This window comes from Thalassotalea sp. PS06 (assembly GCF_007197775.1).
GTDB lineage: Bacteria > Pseudomonadota > Gammaproteobacteria > Enterobacterales > Alteromonadaceae > Thalassotalea_A.
Map to the genome: position 1 here is coordinate 2,148,454 of NZ_CP041638.1, position 21,428 is coordinate 2,169,881.

Below are 21,428 nucleotides of genomic sequence, written 5' to 3' on the forward strand. Positions count from 1 at the left end.
CTTAACTGTGGCTGCTTGAGAATCTACTTTCTTCTATAAACCCAAACACTAAGAATCTCAGAGTTTATGCTTTGCCCGTTTTCCAAAACCAGTGGTTTTGCCTCAACCTCATGTTCTGGAAAATCAGAAATTACCTCAGTTTCCACGCAACTAAGATCATCTAGTTCTTCTTCGCTAGGTTCTCCATAATAAATACATTTCAAATGTATAGTACTTTCATCCCAGCCGCATGTTATTGCTCTCACGTTTTCAGTTATTGCCCCTAGCAGCGCCCGTTGAATAGAGAGCAAAACAGGTGCCCTTAAATTTTTAACTGTACTCATTTATCAATATCCTCTGGTTTAGCAGGAACTATGTGAACATCTTTTTTAGAATGATGAATGATACCAACAGTTGTTGGTTTTTTATCGCCAGTAGTTTGATCTACGTGATTACCAATGTTCTCACCAAAATTGACTCTCTCCTTTGAGCCTGCTTCACCAACTGTTTTGTTTCCAACCTGTTGTCCTTTACCTGAATGTTCATCAACTAACTTTTGAGGGTTATCATGAGTCAGTTCGCTTTTACCCTCTTCGAAGTTATTGTGTCCGGGTTGATGCTTACCTTGTTTCCCCTCATGTATAGGTTTAGAGTTTACACTAGATGGGGTTTCGATATTCGTAGTTTCTTGTTTAGACCTTTTAACATCCGGAGTATTTTCTGCTCCATTGGTCGTCTTGGTACCACCATCAGCATTACTAGCTCCATTGGCTGTTTTAGTGCCACCATCAGTATTTGATTTATTGACGGAATTTTGGACGTTAGAATCAGCTTTATCACCTTTAAATGCCTGGCGAGCCTTTTGTATACCCTCTTTCGCAACTTTGACTTTCTTTAAAACAGTATTTTCTATAGCACTAGCGGCAACTGTCGTAGCGACGTCCGATCCAGAAATCTCACCATTTTTATAACTTTGAACCGCATCGGCTGCCGCACTTGCAGTCTCGTAGGCCGCATATGCATTAACTGCCCAAACAATAACCGGTATAAAAGCAATGTAGCCCGTAGGATCTGTACCCGAAAGTGGGTTATTCATTATATAGCTGTACGAGTTTATAGCTTGGGTATTTCCGACGTGGTAAATAAACGGATCGACCGACATAAACCGACCAAGGTTATAATCATACACCCGCCCGTTCATATGAATAATCGCGACCGAAGTAAGTTCCTCATGACCAGTAAATGAACGAGTAGTGCCGTAGAAATCCGAGAGTTTCAGTATCTTGGCTCCGTTATCCAATGTATACGATTCACCAAACAAGCCATTGAATCTATGTTGTAAAACCAAATTTCCCATACTTACGTCAGTAATAGAGCGTGTTCCATCAGTGATCACGTTGATCGAACCAAGTCGATCAGCACTTAAATGCTGAATTGACGCTTCATCTCGCTTACTTGAAAACAACGTATGAGTGCCAAGAAAGCTTCGATGAATCGTCTCCCCTGAATCAATAATTTCTAACTCATAGAATTTATCAAAGTAATATATGGTCGAATCGCTTCCATCTGTGCCTGTTCTGACCTGCTTGACTCGAAAATCATTGGCGTCGTAAGTGAAATCTAATTTGCTGCCGTTTCGACTAATTTCCGTTGGCTTCATCGCATGGTTATAGGAAACTGAAAGATCTCCGTCGCTATTCGTTAACATATTGCCGTTTTCGTCGTAAGTTAACGTTGCGCTACCACCTTTAGTTAAGGTAATTGCTCGAACCGCATTGCTACCTGCATTGCCACCTGCGGATTTAGCGCTGTTACCATAGCTGTAACTCAAGCCATAGTCTGATTTTTTCAGTAGATTACCAACTTCGTCATAATCGTATGATATTGGTGGTAACGAGGTGCCATCGAATGTAACGGAGTTGGCGATCACACGATGTAATTGATCATAGCGATAATCCTCCTGTCGACCTCCGGAGACATCTTCCCTTGTAAGGATATTGCCAAAAGCATCATAGCTATCATACGACTGATACTGCGCCGAACTCGAACTTTGGCAATTTGCACTTGTTCCTGTACAAATCGATTGGGTTAAGCCCGACGTCAAAATGTAATTAAAATATTGTGTTAACCCGTTGCCAAAGACCTGCTCGGTGATGTTACCAAATGCGTTCATGACTTTCCGTTCGATGAACGGGTGGTTATTACTCGTTGGATCTACATCCTTAGTAGGATAGCCAAATTCATCATAGTTAAATGCAACAGTCCGACCGTCCGGGAACTGCTGTGCTTTTAATCTTCCGTAATAGCCATCGTACGCTAACGCCATGGTCATCGAGCGTTCGTCGATATCCAGAGTCTGAGAATTTATCCGGCCATATGTATCGTAAGTAAAGCTTCTTTCATAAACGTTGTTTCCGGAAACACTACTAAAATCTTTGTGCAATAACCCTTTATATTGGCTGTCAAATTGCCATGTTTGGGTTTCATTGCCAATAATTTTCGACGTGATCCGACCCAAGTTATCGTAATTTAAGATTGTGTCTACCTCATTGGCGTCTGTCTGTTTTCTCAGCTCTCCAAGAGCATTGTATCGGTAACTCCACAAGCCCATGTTGGGGTCATCAACACTCAGCTTATGTCCAAAACCATTGTATGTAGCCTGAATTGAATTCCCTTTCGCATCTTCAATTACAATAGGATTCCCGAACCCATCGTAAGCAAAGTGAGTACGACCATTATCGGCATCGGTGGTGCGAACAAGTTGATTCGATAGATTATACGTGCGCTGCACGGTGAAACTACTGACTCCTCCAACCGGAACGTAATCGGGAGCTACATTAATAACTGTGACTGCACCACGATAGTCATAGTCAGTGGTGTAGCCAAGTGGATATTGATCAACAACTTTTTTCGTTGGACGCCCTTTTACATCGAATTTTGAGTAATAAGTCATTCCGGGGTTATCGCCATAAAAGTGCGGTAAAGATTCCGATGTTAATTGACCCAATGCATTATAAGATTTCGAGGTATAAGACCAATGCCCCCCAAGTACTTTAGATTTGGTTTGCACGGTATTGCCATTGACGTCAAGATAGGATTTTTGTGTTGGAGCTCCGTCCTGGACTTTAGTGATAATCGTAACCGCATTAGTTGGACAATTGTCTGAGCCTTCACAAACTTGATACGCCATATACACAGCTGGCGTTATTTCCACACCGGCTTTTTGCGTTGACGATGAACTTATCTGTCCATACTGATCAAGCACGACATGCGCTTCCAGTCCATTAACGTCTCTAGTCACTAATGGCTGCCCGGTATAATCATCAACCGCTACCAACTCACTTTCTGCAACCCCCATACCCCATTGACTGTTATAAGAAGCATTAACAAAGTAACCATCTGAGTGATATGACGATTCTTTCCAGCGGTTACCCTGAATTGATTCTCCTGGGCCTGAAGATGACATCGTTGTTCTTTTTATGTTGCCATAATCATCAAGAGTTGACTGGGTCGTTAACGTTAACGAGGAATTGCTGGCCGTATTATGAGTTGTTAAAGGTAGAGCACACCCTTGGTACTGATTAAAGTCTTGTTTTTTCCAGCTTTCTCCAGATGCAGGTCCCTCCCAAGTGCTTAGCGCTTTAGGTGTCGCACTTACCGTAGTTTTAGCCCAGTCTAATTGATTAAAGTTGCTATCTGCCGTACAAACTGAATAGCTGTTTTCGATTTTTTGAATATGCTTAGCGGTAACATCGTTGGTCGTTACGGTTTTCTTCAGCAGGTCACCATCACAATTGTATTCGAAATCGTTGGTGATCACCTCACCTATCCATGCTCCATCAATCGTTCTGGTTTTAACCCTATGGTTAGTAAAGCGAGGAGCCTTGATTTCTGACGAACAACTTTGGTCCCAATATTCAACTGGATCTTTACTTCTCGAATACGATAAATAATTGTACGAACCAGCCGTGTCGGCAGCTTCATCAAAAATTAATGAAGGTGATTTATATCGCTCTTCATCTGGTGTCCCAGAGCTTGACGCCGCATTGAATTCATCCTGCACTTCATTTTCATATACCGATGACTGCCAAGTTGACGTAGAGGACACCATTCCCGTAAATGGAAACCTTTGCATAAACCCTGAAACAGTTGTTTTATCAGCTGCCAGATCTTTAGCGACGATATACCTAAAACCCTGGAAACCACGCCCCTGCTTATGAAGAATTGCCTCGTCATAACTGTATTCAGTGGCATTAAACCCTCCTACTCCGTTTCGCGCTTCCATTTTACTGACGACTTTCATGTCGGAGCCAAATCTCGCGTAACGAGAATCTGTCATCCCTTCATGGCCATGAGTATATATTGGACGTTCATCTTCGTGATCATCACTCAATGTTTTGTATACTATCTTGGAAGCGATTCCGTGTCTGTCAGAAATGGATGTAATCAGATCGTTGTCGTGGGTAACACGTTGATACAGTCGAACTTCTGGTGATGCAGTGGATTCATAAATATACCCAGAATTAGGCGTCGAGGAGTATTGATGCTCATAACCAATGCTTGTGAAGAAGTCGGTGTGGCCATCTCGATTGTAATCTAGCAAGCTCAAGGTACTTAAAGCAGCCTCTATGCCAATATCTTCGATAAGAACAAACGATGTGCCGTCATTATTGGTTTGTAAGACGTCCCAGCTGTACACGTCATATTGATAATATGGGATCACTTTACCACTATCTTCAGCAGTGATATCGCACGGTTGGTTCTTAGAAGCATCGGTACAAATATATGGGTTTCTTATATTTCCTGGCACTAGTAAATCCATTTGACCATCTTGATCATAATCGAATACCCGCACAAAACCTGACATGCTGCTTTCATCGGTATATGGGGTTAGATAACTGCCTTCAATTCGGCCTAGTTGTTCTTGAACACCAGTGTCAATAGGAGATGTAAAATAACCACCGCCTTGGTTCATAACCGCATGCCAGTTTTGAACCAAAGTTTGCCCGCTGCCAACAGGTTTCAAGACAAGGAAATCTTGTAGACCGTCACCATTTAAATCAAGCCAGATAGTTTTCTTCTCGCGAACACCGTAAACTGAATCATCTGATGTCAAATCATGAGTGACTGAACCTGTACCTGCTTTAATATCTATCCAGGAGCTTTCATCTGCATTATATAAATCGGTTTTACCATCACCATTGATATCTGCAATACCGCCATTTTTCCATCCTGTTACTGTTGCATAGTAAGAAAAGCCTGGTAATGATTGACCTTGGGCATCTTTGTTTCTCTCGTATATTTTATAGGTAGATGGGCCTTGGGTAACTTGGCGCGTTGCAGAAACAATATCCTTGTGCCCATCACCGTTGACGTCTGCAATAAAACTTTGGCAATCACGTTTTAAATTATGTTTAACAGCAACGGGTTCATCCATAAGATCTTCCCAGAGATAGGGATCAAACTTACAGGTTCCGTCGATATTGGTTTCGATGATTGTATTGGTGTCATCCAACCAAGTAATATTCCATGTATTATTATCGTTGAGATAAACAATTTCAGATTTACCGTCGCCGTCAAAATCCAAGTAACCGTTCATTTTGTTTAAGCCGGTGTTATTGCTTGGATCAACACCTGGATGAGCATCAACTAAAGCTGCTCTTGAGCTTGACATGTAGTCTTGTGAACTCAAAAAGTAGTTGTATCTATTTTGTAAATCTGGCGTTCCATCACCATCAAGATCAGCGGTAACTTCGGCCGGTGCTTCCATCAAAACGTCACTTGCAGGATCCGAGATATAGCTCAATACATGCGAACGTTTATTAATTCCGAACGCCTGTTCTGACCACCCGAATGTCGTTTGGGCTATCTTGTCCTGGCAATTTGAATTCGCGCAAAGAGATACCGATTCTAACAATTCACTATTCGAAGCTTTGTAGTTCAAGACATAATGCTTTTCATTTGTCGGTGAATATAGATTGACAGATTTAAGTTTCTTGTTAGAAGTAATTTTCTTACCATACAAATAACTAAGACGCTCGAAAGTATCCGAATAACTGAACTTAATTTGCCGATTACCCGGCGTAGCTCCGCTCCCGGTATATCTTATTTCGTCCAATACATGGGTATTATCTAACGTGTCGTAATAATAAATAATGTTGTTGTCGAATAGATCTGAAACTTTAAACAGTTTCCAGTGGAGTGTTTTAGTCGTCCATTCTGGAGAGTAACGAGACTCATTGGTGAAACCAAAGAGTTTTTTCAAGCCTGACTTATTAACAATTTCAAAGTAGGTGGCAGTATCATTAATCCCGCCGCCTAGTTGGGTAACAATGACTCCACTATCTTTTTCGGTTTTATACACCGCTCCATTGCTACCATACGAACTACCGCCTGTGCGAATCAGCCTTTGTCCATTCAAACAAAGCTTATCGGCCGTCGACCATCTGACGTTTAAGGTATCTCCATCAAGACCAAAGATATGCCCACATCTAGATACACTCTCTCCAGCAGATATTGACCAGCCTTTACCTGCGATACCATTTCCGTTCTGGCTTGAATAATTCAAGGCCACTGATGGCGCAAGGTTTCTCCTGCCAATAGGAACTTGCAAGGGAATCGAATAGTTAAAAAGCCCCCCATCTATAGTTACTTCACCCTGAAGCGTTGCGATGGATTCGGAATCAGAGAGCGCGCTGTCGGATAATGGTTGGATTAATGCGTCTTCGACCGACATTATATCAAATGAAGGGCTTAGAACTTCCCATCCGAATAAGCTTTCGGGCAACGAACACCCGTTATCATTACAAGCTCTTAACTCGAAATCATAAATCCCAGCAGCTAATTCATCTAGAGGCAACCAGCTTACATAACCAATATTCTCCCACGCATTAAAACCGCCCCCATCGAGTTGATATCTCAACTCAAAGTAGGTCGCATCTGGTTGCAACCCATAATAAAAGCCCTGGTAACTACCCCAATCTAAAACTACATCAGCATTCACTTGATGTTCGTCACCGCTAATTGGTGCTTGAGGCGTTGGGTCAACCAAATATGACGTGGACGGGACTAGAGGGAAAGGGTCCGACGGCGGCAGCCCCAGTGGAGGATAAGGTATCGCTAAAAAAGGATCCGATACTAGACCGTGAATTGGCTGGCCATCCTGCCAAACCTCAAGTTCAAACTCATAATAACCTGATAATGCCGGTTCAATGCTAAAGCCTGCACCCAAGCCAAAATAGACATCTTCTGGGTTTCCTGTTTCTAACACTGGATTTGAATATACCGGTGAGCCATCAACACGCATTTTCAAGGCATACTCAAGTGAAACGCCTTGTTCCCATGTGACCGTAAGTCCCATGCTTACTTGAGGGTCATATTGGACATATAGTTCCGTTGGCAAAATAGGAGGCTCCGGAGTGGAACCGCCTCCTGTTGAAGCGTACTCATTGTATACTTTCCCTACCCCAAGGATATTCAGTTCCTGATTTATTTGAGCCAATGACTTAGCATTTACCGGAAGCAGGTAAACAGGCAGGTTATTTTTTAGTTTTACGCTCTTAGGGAGGTTTTCTTTAGATATTTTTTCCAGATGAGAAATATCAAACTGAAACTTCTCCCTGGTTTCATTTTTTGATTCATCCCGTTTGAATTGTTTATGGTAATAAAAATCAGCGGCTTTTAATGGTTTATTTTCTTTATGTTGTTCGACTGAGATAGCCGAAATAGATATAACAGAAAGCAAAAGAAGCAAATACTTAAAACTTCGCACAACAGTTCCTTGTAATAAATAGTGAAATCCAGTCTATTAATCGAGCTTTTTATGGCTTAATATTGCTCTGAATTAATATATTATTTGTACATCAGTACAAGTTTTAAACATAATTGTAACATTTTTCAAATAATTTCTAGTTTTAAATACAAAATGAGTAGGTGTTATTTTGCCCTTAAAGTTCATCTACCTTTTAACGATCCCTGATCAATATGACCAATTAACGAGCTACCGGCTATCCTCCCCTGTCACAACCTTTAAGAGGATGATTCCAATTTGAGCAGTGATATTCCCATTTTATTTGTGAATTTCCCTAACGTCTAAAAAGCATAGTCACTCTATTCTGTGTAATTCAGTACGTATGGATAAAGCTTGTGATTTAAGTACTTTTAGGCGCCTGAATATGAGTACAGCCGTGAAAAATCGGCCAAGATTAGGTTTGTAAATAAACCCCGTTGTCGGGATAGTTCTTAATTTGTCGAACGTCTGCTTTGGATAAATTTAAAATTATTTGAAAAACCGAGTAATACACTAGAATATGAAACACTCGTTGAGCGATTTAAGCAGTGTATTGCGTCCATCGGTTGAACTTACAGAACAAAATGGTTATACAGAACGCGGTAGTAATCGTAAAAATTAGCTTAAAATGAGCAGATCTGTCTTATGACAAAGCCTTGTTCAAGGTTGGTCGGCTTACACCAAAATGCTCAGCCACCTCTGATTTAGTAACCAAAGGATCTAGTAGCATTGCTTTGGCTTGTTTTATGTCTTTCTGACTAAGTTTGGGTTTTCGGCCCCCTTTTCTCCCTCTGGCTCTTGCTGCCGCCAAACCTGCGTTGGTTCTCTCAACTATCAATCTGCGTTCAAATTGAGCGATTGCACTGATCATATGAAAAATAAGCTCGCCAGAAGCCGTGGTTGTGTCGATACTTTCATTTAAGCTAATAAACTGAACTTCTTTCTGTTTAAAGCTTTCAATTAGCTCGATTAAGTCTTTAACGCTACGACCTAGCCTATCGAGTCGCTGCACTACTACAATATCGCCAGAACGGAGCGCATCAAGCATTCGTTCAAGCTCAGGCCTGGATTTTAACTTACCACTATATTTTTCGCGGTAGATTCGCTTGCACCCAGCGACCTCCAACGCATCGATCTGCGCATTGTCAGATTGTTCATCCGTACTGACTCTCGCATAACCTAGTTTCATACCCACCTCAAACAAACGTACGTTTACTTTACATAGATAACTTTACGAGTTTATTTACACACCAGCAAGTAAAAAAAGTTAATTAGTTACCGACAACAAACGTGTAAAAGAAACGGTCGTTTGATTTACACATTTCCTAGCTTGAACCACCTTTACTTCTTAATTTTGACGCCATCCTTTCTAACACATCTGCCATATCCTGTTCGCTCTCCGATTCTCCAGTGTTAGGGGATAGGCAACTCATAATCTCAGACTGTCTATAATCTGGAACCGTACCGTAGCTGCTAAAGGAGGTTAAAACCTTGCTATGACCTAAATTTTGACTCCAAGCTTTAAACTCTTCTGGAGTCTTACAAACTTGTTCACCTAATAGAACCAACGTATTTCGAAAGCTATGAGGGTTGAAATAAGGCAGGTTTACATTTGTAAAAGCTGTTTTAAAAATATCTCTGATCGGTCCGGCTGTTTTCCAATGCTCTCTTGAAAGACCTACGGCTTCAAAACGATGGTGCTTGTTAGGAGTAACCAGAGATTTGGGAAATAATGGGTCATCCGGTCCAAAAAGGAGTTCATCAGTCAAGTACTGCACCCAGTCGCTTAAAATTTCGACAGCGAGGTCATCCACTGGGAAAAAGTAAGTGTTAAATGACTTACTGTACTTGGTTTTTACTTCCCTAGCATCTTGTGTAAGCTTCCTAGCGTTCAAGTCAATATGTTTAAGCTTTAGGGAAGCGATAGCACTATCGCGCGCTCCCGTTAATATCGTTAAAGCTAATAGTGCCCTATTCCTCTTTTCAATACCCGTATTGATTGGCATGGATTCAAGCAAATGTGTTATCTGTTGCAACGACGGTACCGGCTTCTCCCGTCTGGCATTGGCGATACGGGTAGATTTCTCAGATAGATTGAAATATTCCGCATCACGGTAGTCTATCCGGGACTTGTAACCGGGTTCACGGGAAAGCCACTGGAAGAAACGCTTCAAATGCCGCAACTGGCTATTTATCGTAGCTTTGCTTAATAGCTTGCCTGTCTTTGGGTTCAACTGCTGCTCTAAATGCCTCTTAAAGCCTATTGCTTGTTGGAAATGAAACCTTTCAAAGCCTTTATAGTTTGTGTACCGCTCAAAGCGAGCTATGGCTGCAACAACACTATCTAATGAAGCTTCATTTTGCCCTTTTGCATGCTGAAGGAAATCCAAATAATCCTTAGTGGTTCTAATGTTTTTTGAGTGATAATTTTTCATGTTTCATTCTCCATCCTTGAAAGCACCATTAACGCGAGGATCAGCCCCCCCGTCTATGTGTATTTCACCCATCGGTAAAATTGAGCCAAGTTTTGACTTGAGTTGCTTAAATTGCTGTTGATTAATGAACTTATTCGCCTTAGTTGAACAGACGTTACAAAAACCTGTGATAACGCCGGTTCTATTATCAGTTGGGTAAACTTCAACAAAAACTTGAGATGAAGATCTAGACTGCCGACATTTGCAGCAAAAGAACTCGCCAAGACCACAAGGTTTCTTGTGCTCGGTATTTCTGTTTCGAATAAAAGTTTTCAAGTCGGTGCCGCGAATCAAATACGGGCGCTTATTGTCGACGATAGGAAGCCCATCATATTTGATCCAACGAGCAACAGTATTCTTATGGATATCCAACGTATACGCGGCTTCCTGGATCGTATAAGAACGATACTTTTTTATCCTGTTGGGGTTTAATCGCTTAGGCATTGCCATCGTCCCCCTGGCTTCTCTCAATGCAATCGGCTACCCAATTATCAATATCAGATTCAACCCAGCCTACAGCCCGTCCGCGGCCGCCTAAAGAGATACTTTTTGGAAATTCACCGTTGTTGATCCGTAAATAAATACTGCTTCTCGATAACCCCGTTTTTTGGATAACTTCGGGGAGTCTTAAAATCTTATGAGCCATAGTGATTCCTCCTTGGAATATGGCCACAGATTAAGCATGTAAAACTAGGAATTGAAGTTATTAATTCCTAATAGGAATACTACTCGCCTAATAGGAATTTAATTAGAATTCTGGCTTGGATTTTGCTGGTTAATTGTTTCTGAAAGATGTGTATGGTTGGGCTTTCTTACAGATTTTTCGAATAGTGTCATCACTAAGTGAGTGGCCATTTAACTTGCACAACTCTTCAAGGAAACCGGAAATGCCAGGGGCTGTAGGATCAATCCCTTGATTGTTCATAAGGGCCCCTATGAGTTTAAAGAAAGATGTGTCCTTAATAGGAGAAACATCCGATTTTTGCTTATCTATCCCCTTCAGGCTATCAACGTAAGCCTGTATAACCTCAGTTCGAATCGCAAAATGGTAATCGTGGTCAAAAAGCCGCCCTGAAGACGTGTAATTCATCGGTAATGGTCTAGGGTCTTCAACAGCCTCGACCGATTCTAAATGGCCATTAGCGCTTGTTAAGAGGCCTGATTCAATACCATGCTGTCCCTGCCCTGATTTCCCAATGGCGTCAGAGACTAGTTCTCCATCTAATTCTCTGTTCCACTTTTGTAATTGAGCATATTGGTCTCCTTGTTGAAGCAATACACCGTCTAGGCAACTTAGCGTTATTTCTGGTCCACCGATGATTGCCTGGAATGCATCTTCAAGGTCTAAAGACTCAGCACCTAGATTAGAGAGCTGCCATAAACCAGAAATCGTGTTTACCTCAACTCCTAGGAAAATCCAGCTTTCGTTACCAATGTATATGTAGTCATCCGAAGGTAACAAGGAATAATCATCTATATCCTTGACGGAAAACAAAGGAGATTCGACCTTGGAAAAATCAACATCATTTGTACTTATAATCTTTCCAAGCCGTGCATGAGCGTGATTAACCAGAAAAACTGACATTTCAAGCTTTTTTTCTATTGAAAGTCGAAGTAAATCCGATTCCGTGACTTCTTCGCCTAGCTCACTAGACAATACCCTAGCGGCTTCGCTAAGCGTCAACCAATCCCTGCTCAGTGATACCTTACTCATTTTAAATTCCCTGTTCCATTCTAACGTAGCAAGTAGCTGGCTATTGATTACTCTCGCTTCATTGATATCTGCTGCATAATAGGACGAATATTCTTGTCATTTAGTTTCTTACCCGTTGCTGCTTCTTCAATGTAATTGGACCACCAATTCATCAAGACACGTCTTCTTTCCAGATAGTCTGCTCTATTGTATGCCCGGCGTACTTCATTCCCGTCTACATGTGCCAATGCTGCCTCAATCACTTCAGGATCATGTCCACACTCATTCAGAGTCGTACTGGCAATAGAGCGTAAACCATGAGCCACAAGCCGCCCCTTGAAGCCCATCCGCTTTATGGCCATATTTGCGGTTTGCGCATTACAAGGTTCAGTAGGCTTTCTGTCAGAAGGAAAAACATGTTCGCGGTGTCCGCTAATCGATTTAATCATAGACAGAATTTCCAGAGCCTGGGGAGACAAGGGAACCACATGGTCCCGGCTAGTTTTCATGCGTTCAGCCGGTATGTGCCATTGCTTTTTATCGAAATCGATTTCATCCCACCTAGTCCCTGCTGCTTCGCTAGGCCTGACCATGGTGTGTAGTTGCCACTCGATAAGCAAGCGAGTAACAATTTTGATGCTGGCATAGCTTAAAGCCTTCATAAACTCGGGAAGTTCTTCAGGCTTAAGCGCGGGTAGGTTTTTGGATTTAGGAGGTTGAAACGCTGCACCAATGCCCGATAGGCAATTGTGATCTATGTATCCGGTGTTTACCCCATAGATCATTACTTCGTTAAGATGACCTATAACTTTACTCAGGGTTTCTAATGTGCCGCGTGCTGCCAGAGGCTTTAAAACGCTAATAACTTCCGGAGCGGCCAGCTTCGTAATAGGCCTGTGTCCAAGCTTAGGAAACAGATGGTTATTAAAGTTACGCCATATACCGGCTGAAGTTGTATCGGCAACTCGGGTTTTCTTTAGTTCGAACCATTCAGCCGCAACATTCTTTAAAGTTTGACTGTTAGCCAGCAGAGCAAGCCTTTTATCTTCAGCTTTTTGCTCTACCGGGTCGATACCTTCGCCAAGAAGTTTCCTGGCCTCTTGTCGCATGTCTCGCGCTTGCTTGAGTGAAATGTCTGGGAACACGCCTAACCCCATGGTCGAGCGTTTACCTGTTGCAGGTTTTGTGTACTCAAAAATCCATTGTTTACTGCCGGTGGGCATTATCTTAATAGCCAGACCTCTGCCATCCCGTAGCTTGTAAGATTTGCTTTGAGGCTTAGCTCTTCGGATTTGAGTTGTATCCAGTGGCAATAGCTTTTTAGACATTAATGCGGTAGCAGCTTAAATAATGAACAATCGCTACCGCATAAACTACCGCATTAATTCTCAGATTTCAACAAATCCTGTGAAATCTCTTAGGACATAAAAAAACCGAAAACCCTTGTTAATAATAAGATTTTCGGCTCTTTTCGGTTCTCTTAGAACCATGTGATGGTGCGGATGGAGGGACTTGAACCCTCACGCCCTTTCGAGCACAGCGACCTCAACGCTGCCTGTCTACCAATTCCAGCACATCCGCAGGAATTGGATTAGTTTGGAACGTCAGACTCGTCGTTGTCGTCGCCAGTAGGAATATCCGTTGGTTCGATGCTCTGTGTTTGCTCGCCAGAACCTAAGTTATTCCACTCATCACCTTTCTTAGTAGCTTGAGCTGTCAGGTTACCTAAGAACAGGCTGATAATGAAAAACGTTGTTGCAAGAATTGCAGTCGTTTTTGTCATAAAGTTGCCTGAACCACTTGAACCAAAGATGGTCGCTGATGAGCCTGCGCCGAATGATGCACCCATATCGGCACCCTTACCTTGTTGGATTAAAATAAAACCAATCAAGATCAACGCAACAATTAAATAAACAACGATCAAAATCTCGTATAACATGAATGAATCCTTTATTCTGCCAGGCAGATTGTCTTAAACTCTTCTACTTTTAAACTCGCACCGCCAATCAGGCCACCGTCAATATCCGGTTGGGCAAATAATTCCTGGTAATTACCAGCGTTTACACTGCCACCATACAAAATCGCAACCTTATCTGCTGCGTCAGAATCTGTGGCAGCGATAAATTCGCGAATAAAGCGATGCGTTTGCTGAGCCATCTCAGCAGATGCTGTTTTTCCGGTTCCTATCGCCCAAACTGGCTCATAGGCGAAAACAACATCAGTTAATTCGTCATTATCTAAAGCAGATAATACCGGCGCCAACTGCTCAGACAAAACTTGTTCAGTTTGCCCTTGCTCGCGCTCGTCTTCGCTCTCACCAATACAAACGATTGGCGTAAGCCCTTGCGCTAAGGCTTGCTTAGCTTTGTCAGCCACCAAACCTGAGGTTTCAGCGAATAAGCTGCGACGCTCAGAATGGCCAACAATGACGTATTGTACCGACAAATCTTTCAGCATTAAAGCTGAAACTTCACCCGTCAATGCGCCCTTTAACTGCTCATTGATATTTTGCGCACCTACTGCAACTCGAGCGTTTGTGTTCGCTTGAGTTAATGCGCCTAAATAAGGAGCTGGCGGACAGATAATGACCTGTTGGTTTTCACTAATGCTAATGGTGTTTAACGCATCGGTCATTTCGTTAATTAACGAAACGTCCCCGTTCATTTTCCAGTTAGCGGCAACAATGGTTTTTCTGTGCATAATCGCTTCCCTAATTAAGTGGCGAGATATTAACGAACCTGTAATCAAGATACAAGCGAATAAATCACTTAGCCGTTTATTTGCTCAAAAGACAAACAATTTGTTTACATCCGTAATATCAGGAACAATAGCGCTGGTTAAACAGCGCGTACTCTATCGGCAATAGATTCAGCCAGAGATAGAACTTCCTCTTTTTCAGGCCCTTCAACCATGACTCTTACCAAAGGTTCCGTTCCAGATTTACGAAGTAAAACACGACCGCGACCGGCCAGTTCCTGCTCAACTACTTTTACCTGTTGTTGAACCGCTGTATCAGATAACGGATCGCTACCTTCAACAAAACGAACATTAACTAAAACCTGAGGTAGTTTTTGCATCCCCTGACGCAGCGTGAAAAGGTTGTTACCGGATTCCTGAATTGCCTGCAGCACGTTCAACGCGGCAACAATACCATCACCCGTGGAGGTACAATTTAGATTAATGATATGTCCGGAGTTTTCGGCACCAAGTTGCCATCCGTTAGCTTTGAGCTTTTCCATTACATAACGGTCGCCAACTTTGGCACGCTCAAATGGAATATCTAATTGCTTAAGAGCCAGTTCCAGCCCTATGTTACTCATCAAGGTGCCAACTACGCCGCCTTCCAGTTGACCGCGTTGTTGAGCCGCTTTGGCGATGATAAAGATAAGCTCATCACCATCGACAACATTACCCATGTGATCAACCATCATTAAACGATCGCCATCACCATCAAGAGCGATACCTAAATCAGCGCTTTCGTCCATAACCAGTTGGCTGATATTCGCCATAGACGTTGCACCGCATTCGTCGTTAATATTAATGCCATCAGGCTTGGTAGCATATTCAATTACTGTTGCACCCAATTCTCTGAATACGTTTGGCGCAATGTGATAGGTTGCACCATTGGCACAATCGACGACAATTTTCAGTCCCTTAAGAGATAGTGGTGTTGGAAAATTACTTTTACAAAACTCGATGTAGCGGCCAGCCGCATCGTTTATACGAACCGCCTTACCCAGTTTTGCAGATTCCACACAATCCATAGGTTCATCAATCATTTTTTCAATGGCAAGTTCAATATCATCCGGCAGCTTCTCACCGTCATTTGAAAAGAATTTAATGCCATTATCGTAGTATGGGTTATGGGAAGCGCTAATAACAATACCGGCTTCTGCACGGAAGGTTTTGGTTAAATAGGCTACGGCGGGTGTTGGCATTGGTCCCATTAAACCAATATCGATACCGGCAGCACTAAAACCCGCTTCCAATGCCGATTCCAGCATATAACCAGAAATTCGCGTATCTTTACCAATTAGTACTTTTTGGGTGCCACTGGTAGCAAGTACTTTACCCGCAGCCCAACCTAATTTCATCACAAATTCCGGAGAGATTGGGGCTTTACCCACTAAACCGCGTACCCCATCGGTACCGAAATATTTTCTAGAACTCACTTAACGACTCTCCCTTTGAGTTGCATTTAAAACCTTTATAGCGTCCACGGTTTCTTTGACATCGTGAACGCGGATTATTCCTGCGCCATTTATGGCGGCGATAACAGCAGCCGAAAGACTTCCAGCCAATCGCTCTTCGACTTCCCGATTCAGTAAATGACCAATCATCGACTTGCGAGAGATACCCGCCAGTATTGGTAAACCTAAATCTAATAATTGTTTCTGGTTGGCCAGCAGTTGATAGTTTTGTTCAAGGGTTTTGCCAAACCCAAAACCCGGGTCAAGAATGATATTGTTTCTTTCTATGCCCGCCTGTTCACAGGCAGCAATGCGTTCAACAAAAAACTGTTTTACATCCTCAACCACATCATCGTACTGCGGATTGTCCTGCATCGTCCTTGGTAACCCTTGCATGTGCATTAAACACACGGGAATCTGAGCTTTGGCGGCGACTTGCACACAACCTGTATTTTGCAGCGCTCTCACATCATTAATCAGATCAGCGCCATTGGCAACAGCAACCTCCATTACTTGAGCTTTACTGGTATCAATAGACACTAAGGTATCAAAACGTTGTTTTATGGCTTCGATGACCGGAATGACTCGGTCTAGCTCGTCTTGCAGAGAAACCTCGGCCGCGCCCGGGCGTGTTGACTCGCCGCCTATATCGATAATACTGGCGCCGTCTTTAATCATTTGCTCGGCTTGCTCAAGAGCAATATCCAGACTGGTAAACTTTCCGCCGTCGGAAAAAGAATCCGGGGTTACATTTAAGATACCCATGATACGAGGAACTGATAAATCTAATATTTGATTTTTGAAGGTAAGAGTATTGACTGTCATGTCCAATTTATAATCGCGTCTGATGCATTTGTTCTAACTAGCTCAAACTTCTTAATTTCCTAACGACAATTTTAAGTCGATATCACTTATTTATAAAGCCAAGACGGCTAATTAAGGTAAAAATATCTGTTACCGGGTCGATTGAAAGTGCTCAGTAATTTCTTTAAAAATTAATGGCCATTTAATAACCCTCCCTTGCTACCGTCCATAGTACGGGAGGATTAGTAAAGGGATTTACGATATGTCGATATATCAGGGATGACAATATATCGACTAAATACATCCATAAAGCAATACCCTCCCTTGCTACCATCCATGGTGCAGGAGGATAAGCACGTCCATGTGCAAAAACCCTCACTAACACCATCCATGGCTCGTGAGGATAAATACATCCATGTATAAAAAAGCCCCTGCAATTGCAGAGGCTTTATAATGGTGTTTATTGGCTAGTTAGCCGGAATATCATCTGGCTTATTAACGTCTACTGTAGCGTTTGCAGAACCACTTGGTGGCTTGCCAGAGCTATTTTCGTCACCATAACCTTTCGGTGCACGAACGGTTGTGCGTGCCATTAAGTCATCAATTTGCCCGGCATCAATGGTTTCATACTTCATCAATGCATCTTTCATCGCGTGAAGGATGTCCATATTGTTTTTCAGGATATCTTCAGCACGTTTGTAGTTGCGCTCGATAAACGCGCGAACTTCTTCATCGATATCTTTGGCGGTGTCATCAGACATATGCTTAGATTTCGCTGCAGTGCGGCCCAGGAATACTTCGCCTTCTTCATCGGCATAAAGCATTGGCCCCATCTTGTCAGACAGACCCCATTGGGTAACCATCTTGCGGGCAATCTCTGTGGCACGTTCGATATCGTTCGATGCACCGGTTGATACCTTCTCGGCACCGTAGATGATTTCTTCGGCGATACGACCACCGTACAAGCTGGAAATCATACTCTCTAAATGCATTTTCGAGTGGCTCACGCGATCCTGCTCTGGTAGATACATAGTCACACCTAAGGCACGACCACGAGGTATGATACTTACTTTGTACACCGGATCATGTTCAGGAACCATACGACCAACGATCGCGTGCCCTGCTTCGTGATAAGCAGTCATTTCTTTCTCAGACTCGCTCATTACCATAGAACGGCGCTCTGCACCCATCATGATCTTGTCTTTGGCTTTATCAAATTCCACCATAGATACCAAGCGACGGCTGGTGCGCGCAGCAAACAATGCCGCTTCGTTCACAAGGTTTGCAAGGTCTGCACCTGAGAAGCCTGGAGTACCGCGAGCAATTACCGCTGCATCAACGTCATCGCCAAGAGGCACTTTACGCATGTGTACTTTAAGGATTTGCTCACGACCACGAATATCTGGCAAGCCAACGGTAACCTGACGGTCGAAACGACCAGGACGCAATAACGCCGGGTCCAATACATCCGGGCGGTTAGTTGCAGCGATAACGATTACTCCTTCGTTACCTTCAAAACCGTCCATTTCAACTAACATTTGGTTCAGGGTTTGCTCTCGCTCATCGTGACCACCACCCAGGCCTGCACCACGCTGACGACCAACGGCATCGATCTCATCGATGAAAATAATACAAGGAGCAGATTTCTTGGCCTGATCGAACATGTCGCGAACACGAGATGCACCAACACCCACGAACATTTCTACGAAATCTGAACCAGAGATACTGAAAAATGGTACTTTTGCTTCACCGGCAATGGCTTTTGCAAGTAAGGTTTTACCCGTACCTGGCTGACCAACCATAAGAATACCAGATGGAATACGACCACCAAGTTTCTGGAATTTTGACGGGTCACGAAGATAATCGACAAGCTCTGCAACTTCTTCTTTGGCTTCGTCACAACCGGCAACATCTGCAAATGTAGTCTTAATTTGGTCGTCGCTTAGCAGGCGAGCCTTACTCTTACCAAACGACATAGCACCTTTACCGCCGCCGCCTTGCATCTGTCGCATGAAGAAAATCCAGATACCGACAAGAAGAAGCATAGGGAACCAGTTAATGAATATACTGGCAAGAAGGCTTGGCTCTTCAGGCGGAACCCCTTCCACTTTAACGTTGTTGCTGATTAGATCATCGAGCAACCCGTCGTCATACTGAGTCGGAATTAACGTGGTGAAAGTGTCCCCTGAACGCTTGGTTCCGGTGATAACGCCATTGCTTTCAATTTTGACGTCTCGAACCTGTCCTTGGGTGACTTCATTGATAAAGGTTGTGTAATCTAGCTTAGTGTCAGTGCCGTTGCTTGGTGTGAAGCTCTGGAATACAGACATTAACACTATGGCTATCACTAACCACAAAATAAGGTTTTTTACCATATCGCTCAATTTGATGGCCTCTTAGAAAAATAGGATAAATAAAATACAGGGCGATGTTACTAATAGTTAACTTTACTACAGTTTGTATCCAGTAGCTACTATATAAACTTCACGGGAACGTGGACGAGAAGAGTCAGGTTTACGGGTTTTTACCGTGGTAAATACTTGCCTGACGTCCTTCACAAACTGGTCAAAGCCTTCACCCTGAAATACTTTGACCACAAAACTGCCGTTTCGTTTCAACACTTGATTACACATATCAAGTGCCAATTCTACCAAATACATACTCCGCGCCTGATCAGTGGCCTCGTTACCGCTAAAGTTTGGCGCCATATCTGACATAACTGTATCTACGTTACGGCCATCGATTCGGTTTAACAGGGCGTCCAGCACTGCATCTTCACGAAAGTCGCCTTGCAGAAAATCGACACCGACCAAAGGGTCCATGGGTAAAATGTCACAGGCAACTACCTGGCCATTATCCCCTACTACCTTAGCCGCGTATTCTGACCAACCGCCGGGTGCAGCACCTAAATCAACGACTGTCATCCCTGGTTTGATCAATTTATCTTTTTGATTAATCTCTTCAATTTTAAATACCGCACGGGAGCGCAAGCCCAGTTTCTGCGCCTTTTTCACGTATTCATCGTCAAAGTGTTCCTGCATCCAGCGATTCGAGCTGGAGCTTAATTTTCCTTTCTTACTTTTACTCATTTAAATGCATAGATAAATTAGTATTACTGACAAGATGGCGTTAAAATATAGGGAATTCAAGTAACCACCATGAAATTTTTTAATGAATCTAAATAAAAAACAAATTCAATACCTTAAAGGCCTGGCTCATTCGCTGAAGCCGGTAGTGCTTTTAGGCAGCAATGGATTAACCGAAGCGGTTATCGCTGAAATTGATTATGCGTTGAATCACCACGAGCTAATTAAGGTGAAAATTCCTACGGATGACAGAGAAATCAAGCAGTTGATTATCGAAGCAATCATCCGTGAAACAGAGGCAGTGAAAGTACAGACCATAGGTAAAACTTTAGTTCTGTATCGCCAGTCTGAAGAGAAAAAAATCGCGATTCCAAAATTGTAAGCAATCTTGTCTAATTCTCGAAAACGCACCCTGTTTTTGCAGAGGTGCGTTTTTTATTGCCCTTTTTTATTTATAAAGGTTAGGCAATTTTTACTATAGGCTGAAAAATCCTCGGCTCTTATACTCGATGCCACAGAATAAAAGTATGAAACAGACGCCATTATGAAAGCAAACAACAACATATCCCCAGAGTTACTGGATAATTCCAAAGATTTTAGCGATAAGTACTTTACACGATTTAAACTAAGAACCGCACCAGCGCCGTTGCAGCTAAATGACGATATCGCCAAAGATTATCTGTTCCCGACTCTATACGGCGATGTCAGTTGTGCCATTGGTATTTTCTTGTGTGATTTTGCAGCGGCGAAAGCCTTGTTGCCACATCCGGACATGGTACCAGTGAAAATGCCAGGTGGTCGCGCTATTGTCACCTTCTCCTGTTATGAGTACAAAAAGGTGTTAGGCGTTGCACCATACAATGAAATCGCGATGACCATTCCCATTCAGGTTTCGCCAACATTTAACCCGCCACTTCTGCCATTGCTGATGGAGAAGAAATTTCCAAAATTTGGTTATCATGTTTTTCATATGCCAGTGACCAGCCTGGAAAATCAGATTCGCGGCCGTAAGATCTGGGGGTTACCGAAAGTCGTCGATGATATCGATATTCAGGTTGAAAACGCTACGAGCACCACGATCGCCACCGATGCAAAAGGAAATGAGTATTTCCGTTTAAGCGTACCAACCTCTGGTACAGCGCAAACTTTTGATGTGCAATCCAACCTGTATTCGGTATTAAATGATCAATTGCTAACCAGCCAAACCTGTTTTAATGGCACATTTAATGTGAACAAAACGATGAATCGTTTATGGAACAATAAGGTTGAAGATAATAAGGAGGCACTCGAGCTAGGCAATGGTAAATACGCCGATAAGTTAAAAAATCTGAAGATTGACCCAGTGCCATTCCAGACTCGTTACACGCCGAGTATGAATGCCTGTTTTGATTTGCCGAAGTAAAAAAAGATAAG

General features: G+C 42.8%; 16 protein-coding genes and 1 tRNA gene. 2 read left to right on the forward strand and 15 right to left on the reverse strand.

What is annotated here, in order from left to right; genetic code table 11:
- Positions 1 to 23: 23 nt before the first annotated feature.
- The 15 genes from FNC98_RS09575 to rlmE form a co-directional block, all read right to left on the reverse strand.
- A complete protein-coding gene (locus FNC98_RS09575; protein WP_143581018.1) occupies positions 24 to 323 on the reverse strand; it encodes a hypothetical protein in 300 nt (99 codons plus the stop codon).
- Positions 320 to 7,750: a polymorphic toxin type 50 domain-containing protein gene (locus FNC98_RS09580; RefSeq protein WP_143581019.1), complete on the reverse strand. Its 7,431-nt coding sequence runs from the start codon at positions 7,748 to 7,750 to the stop codon at positions 320 to 322. Before FNC98_RS09580 ends, FNC98_RS09575 begins: the two co-directional genes overlap by 4 nt.
- Before the next feature lie 661 nt (positions 7,751 to 8,411).
- Positions 8,412 to 8,957 (reverse strand): recombinase family protein, encoded by a 546-nt coding sequence (locus FNC98_RS09585; protein ID WP_143581020.1) that lies wholly within the window; start codon positions 8,955 to 8,957, stop codon positions 8,412 to 8,414.
- Between the two features lie 136 nt (positions 8,958 to 9,093).
- Positions 9,094 to 10,203, reverse strand: coding sequence for a tyrosine-type recombinase/integrase (locus tag FNC98_RS09590; RefSeq protein ID WP_143581021.1), 1,110 nt, complete (start codon positions 10,201 to 10,203; stop codon positions 9,094 to 9,096).
- Between the two features lie 3 nt (positions 10,204 to 10,206).
- Positions 10,207 to 10,686, reverse strand: coding sequence for a helix-turn-helix domain-containing protein (locus FNC98_RS09595; protein ID WP_221932875.1), 480 nt, complete (start codon positions 10,684 to 10,686; stop codon positions 10,207 to 10,209).
- Positions 10,679 to 10,888, reverse strand: a complete 210-nt coding sequence (locus FNC98_RS09600; RefSeq protein ID WP_143581023.1) for an AlpA family transcriptional regulator — start codon at positions 10,886 to 10,888, stop codon at positions 10,679 to 10,681. The genes FNC98_RS09595 and FNC98_RS09600 overlap by 8 nt, the downstream gene beginning before the upstream one ends.
- A gap of 129 nt (positions 10,889 to 11,017) precedes the next feature.
- The gene (locus FNC98_RS09605; RefSeq protein WP_143581024.1) at positions 11,018 to 11,956 is read right to left on the reverse strand and encodes a hypothetical protein; all 939 of its coding nucleotides are present in this window, start codon (positions 11,954 to 11,956) and stop codon (positions 11,018 to 11,020) included.
- Positions 11,957 to 12,003: 47 nt separating this feature from the next.
- A complete protein-coding gene (locus tag FNC98_RS09610; RefSeq protein WP_143581025.1) occupies positions 12,004 to 13,263 on the reverse strand; it encodes an integrase domain-containing protein in 1,260 nt (419 codons plus the stop codon).
- A gap of 166 nt (positions 13,264 to 13,429) precedes the next feature.
- Positions 13,430 to 13,516, reverse strand: a tRNA-Leu gene (locus FNC98_RS09615).
- 10 nt (positions 13,517 to 13,526) lie between these two features.
- Positions 13,527 to 13,874: a preprotein translocase subunit SecG gene (gene secG / locus FNC98_RS09620; RefSeq protein WP_143581026.1), complete on the reverse strand. Its 348-nt coding sequence runs from the start codon at positions 13,872 to 13,874 to the stop codon at positions 13,527 to 13,529.
- A gap of 11 nt (positions 13,875 to 13,885) precedes the next feature.
- A complete protein-coding gene (gene tpiA / locus FNC98_RS09625; protein ID WP_143581027.1) occupies positions 13,886 to 14,635 on the reverse strand; it encodes a triose-phosphate isomerase in 750 nt (249 codons plus the stop codon).
- Between the two features lie 137 nt (positions 14,636 to 14,772).
- Positions 14,773 to 16,107, reverse strand: a complete 1,335-nt coding sequence (glmM, locus tag FNC98_RS09630; protein WP_143581028.1) for a phosphoglucosamine mutase — start codon at positions 16,105 to 16,107, stop codon at positions 14,773 to 14,775.
- Positions 16,108 to 16,950, reverse strand: coding sequence for a dihydropteroate synthase (gene folP, locus FNC98_RS09635; protein WP_143581029.1), 843 nt, complete (start codon positions 16,948 to 16,950; stop codon positions 16,108 to 16,110).
- A 446-nt stretch (positions 16,951 to 17,396) separates the two neighbouring features.
- The gene (gene ftsH, locus FNC98_RS09640; protein ID WP_143581030.1) at positions 17,397 to 19,313 is read right to left on the reverse strand and encodes an ATP-dependent zinc metalloprotease FtsH; all 1,917 of its coding nucleotides are present in this window, start codon (positions 19,311 to 19,313) and stop codon (positions 17,397 to 17,399) included.
- A gap of 66 nt (positions 19,314 to 19,379) precedes the next feature.
- On the reverse strand, positions 19,380 to 20,018 hold the full coding sequence (rlmE, locus tag FNC98_RS09645) for a 23S rRNA (uridine(2552)-2'-O)-methyltransferase RlmE (protein ID WP_143581031.1): 639 nt from the start codon (positions 20,016 to 20,018) through the stop codon (positions 19,380 to 19,382).
- A gap of 82 nt (positions 20,019 to 20,100) precedes the next feature.
- On the opposite strand from rlmE, the gene yhbY reads away from it, so the two are divergent.
- Positions 20,101 to 20,397, forward strand: coding sequence for a ribosome assembly RNA-binding protein YhbY (yhbY, locus tag FNC98_RS09650; protein ID WP_143581032.1), 297 nt, complete (start codon positions 20,101 to 20,103; stop codon positions 20,395 to 20,397).
- 162 nt (positions 20,398 to 20,559) lie between these two features.
- Positions 20,560 to 21,417: an acetoacetate decarboxylase family protein gene (locus FNC98_RS09655; protein ID WP_143581033.1), complete on the forward strand. Its 858-nt coding sequence runs from the start codon at positions 20,560 to 20,562 to the stop codon at positions 21,415 to 21,417.
- Positions 21,418 to 21,428 lie beyond the last annotated feature (11 nt).

Bases quoted from the DNA above. Each gene is read 5' to 3' on its own strand.
- FNC98_RS09595 (WP_221932875.1), bottom strand. From the start codon at position 10,686: ATGCCTAAGCGATTAAACCCCAACAGGATAAAAAAGTATCGTTCTTAT.
- FNC98_RS09605 (WP_143581024.1), bottom strand. From the start codon at position 11,956: ATGAGTAAGGTATCACTGAGCAGGGATTGGTTGACGCTTAGCGAAGCC.
- secG (WP_143581026.1), bottom strand. From the start codon at position 13,874: ATGTTATACGAGATTTTGATCGTTGTTTATTTAATTGTTGCGTTGATC.
- FNC98_RS09585 (WP_143581020.1), bottom strand. From the start codon at position 8,957: ATGAAACTAGGTTATGCGAGAGTCAGTACGGATGAACAATCTGACAAT.
- FNC98_RS09655 (WP_143581033.1), top strand. From the start codon at position 20,560: ATGAAAGCAAACAACAACATATCCCCAGAGTTACTGGATAATTCCAAA.
- yhbY (WP_143581032.1), top strand. From the start codon at position 20,101: ATGAATCTAAATAAAAAACAAATTCAATACCTTAAAGGCCTGGCTCAT.
- folP (WP_143581029.1), bottom strand. From the start codon at position 16,950: ATGACAGTCAATACTCTTACCTTCAAAAATCAAATATTAGATTTATCA.
- FNC98_RS09610 (WP_143581025.1), bottom strand. From the start codon at position 13,263: ATGTCTAAAAAGCTATTGCCACTGGATACAACTCAAATCCGAAGAGCT.
- rlmE (WP_143581031.1), bottom strand. From the start codon at position 20,018: ATGAGTAAAAGTAAGAAAGGAAAATTAAGCTCCAGCTCGAATCGCTGG.
- FNC98_RS09600 (WP_143581023.1), bottom strand. From the start codon at position 10,888: ATGGCTCATAAGATTTTAAGACTCCCCGAAGTTATCCAAAAAACGGGG.
- FNC98_RS09590 (WP_143581021.1), bottom strand. From the start codon at position 10,203: ATGAAAAATTATCACTCAAAAAACATTAGAACCACTAAGGATTATTTG.
- tpiA (WP_143581027.1), bottom strand. From the start codon at position 14,635: ATGCACAGAAAAACCATTGTTGCCGCTAACTGGAAAATGAACGGGGAC.
- FNC98_RS09575 (WP_143581018.1), bottom strand. From the start codon at position 323: ATGAGTACAGTTAAAAATTTAAGGGCACCTGTTTTGCTCTCTATTCAA.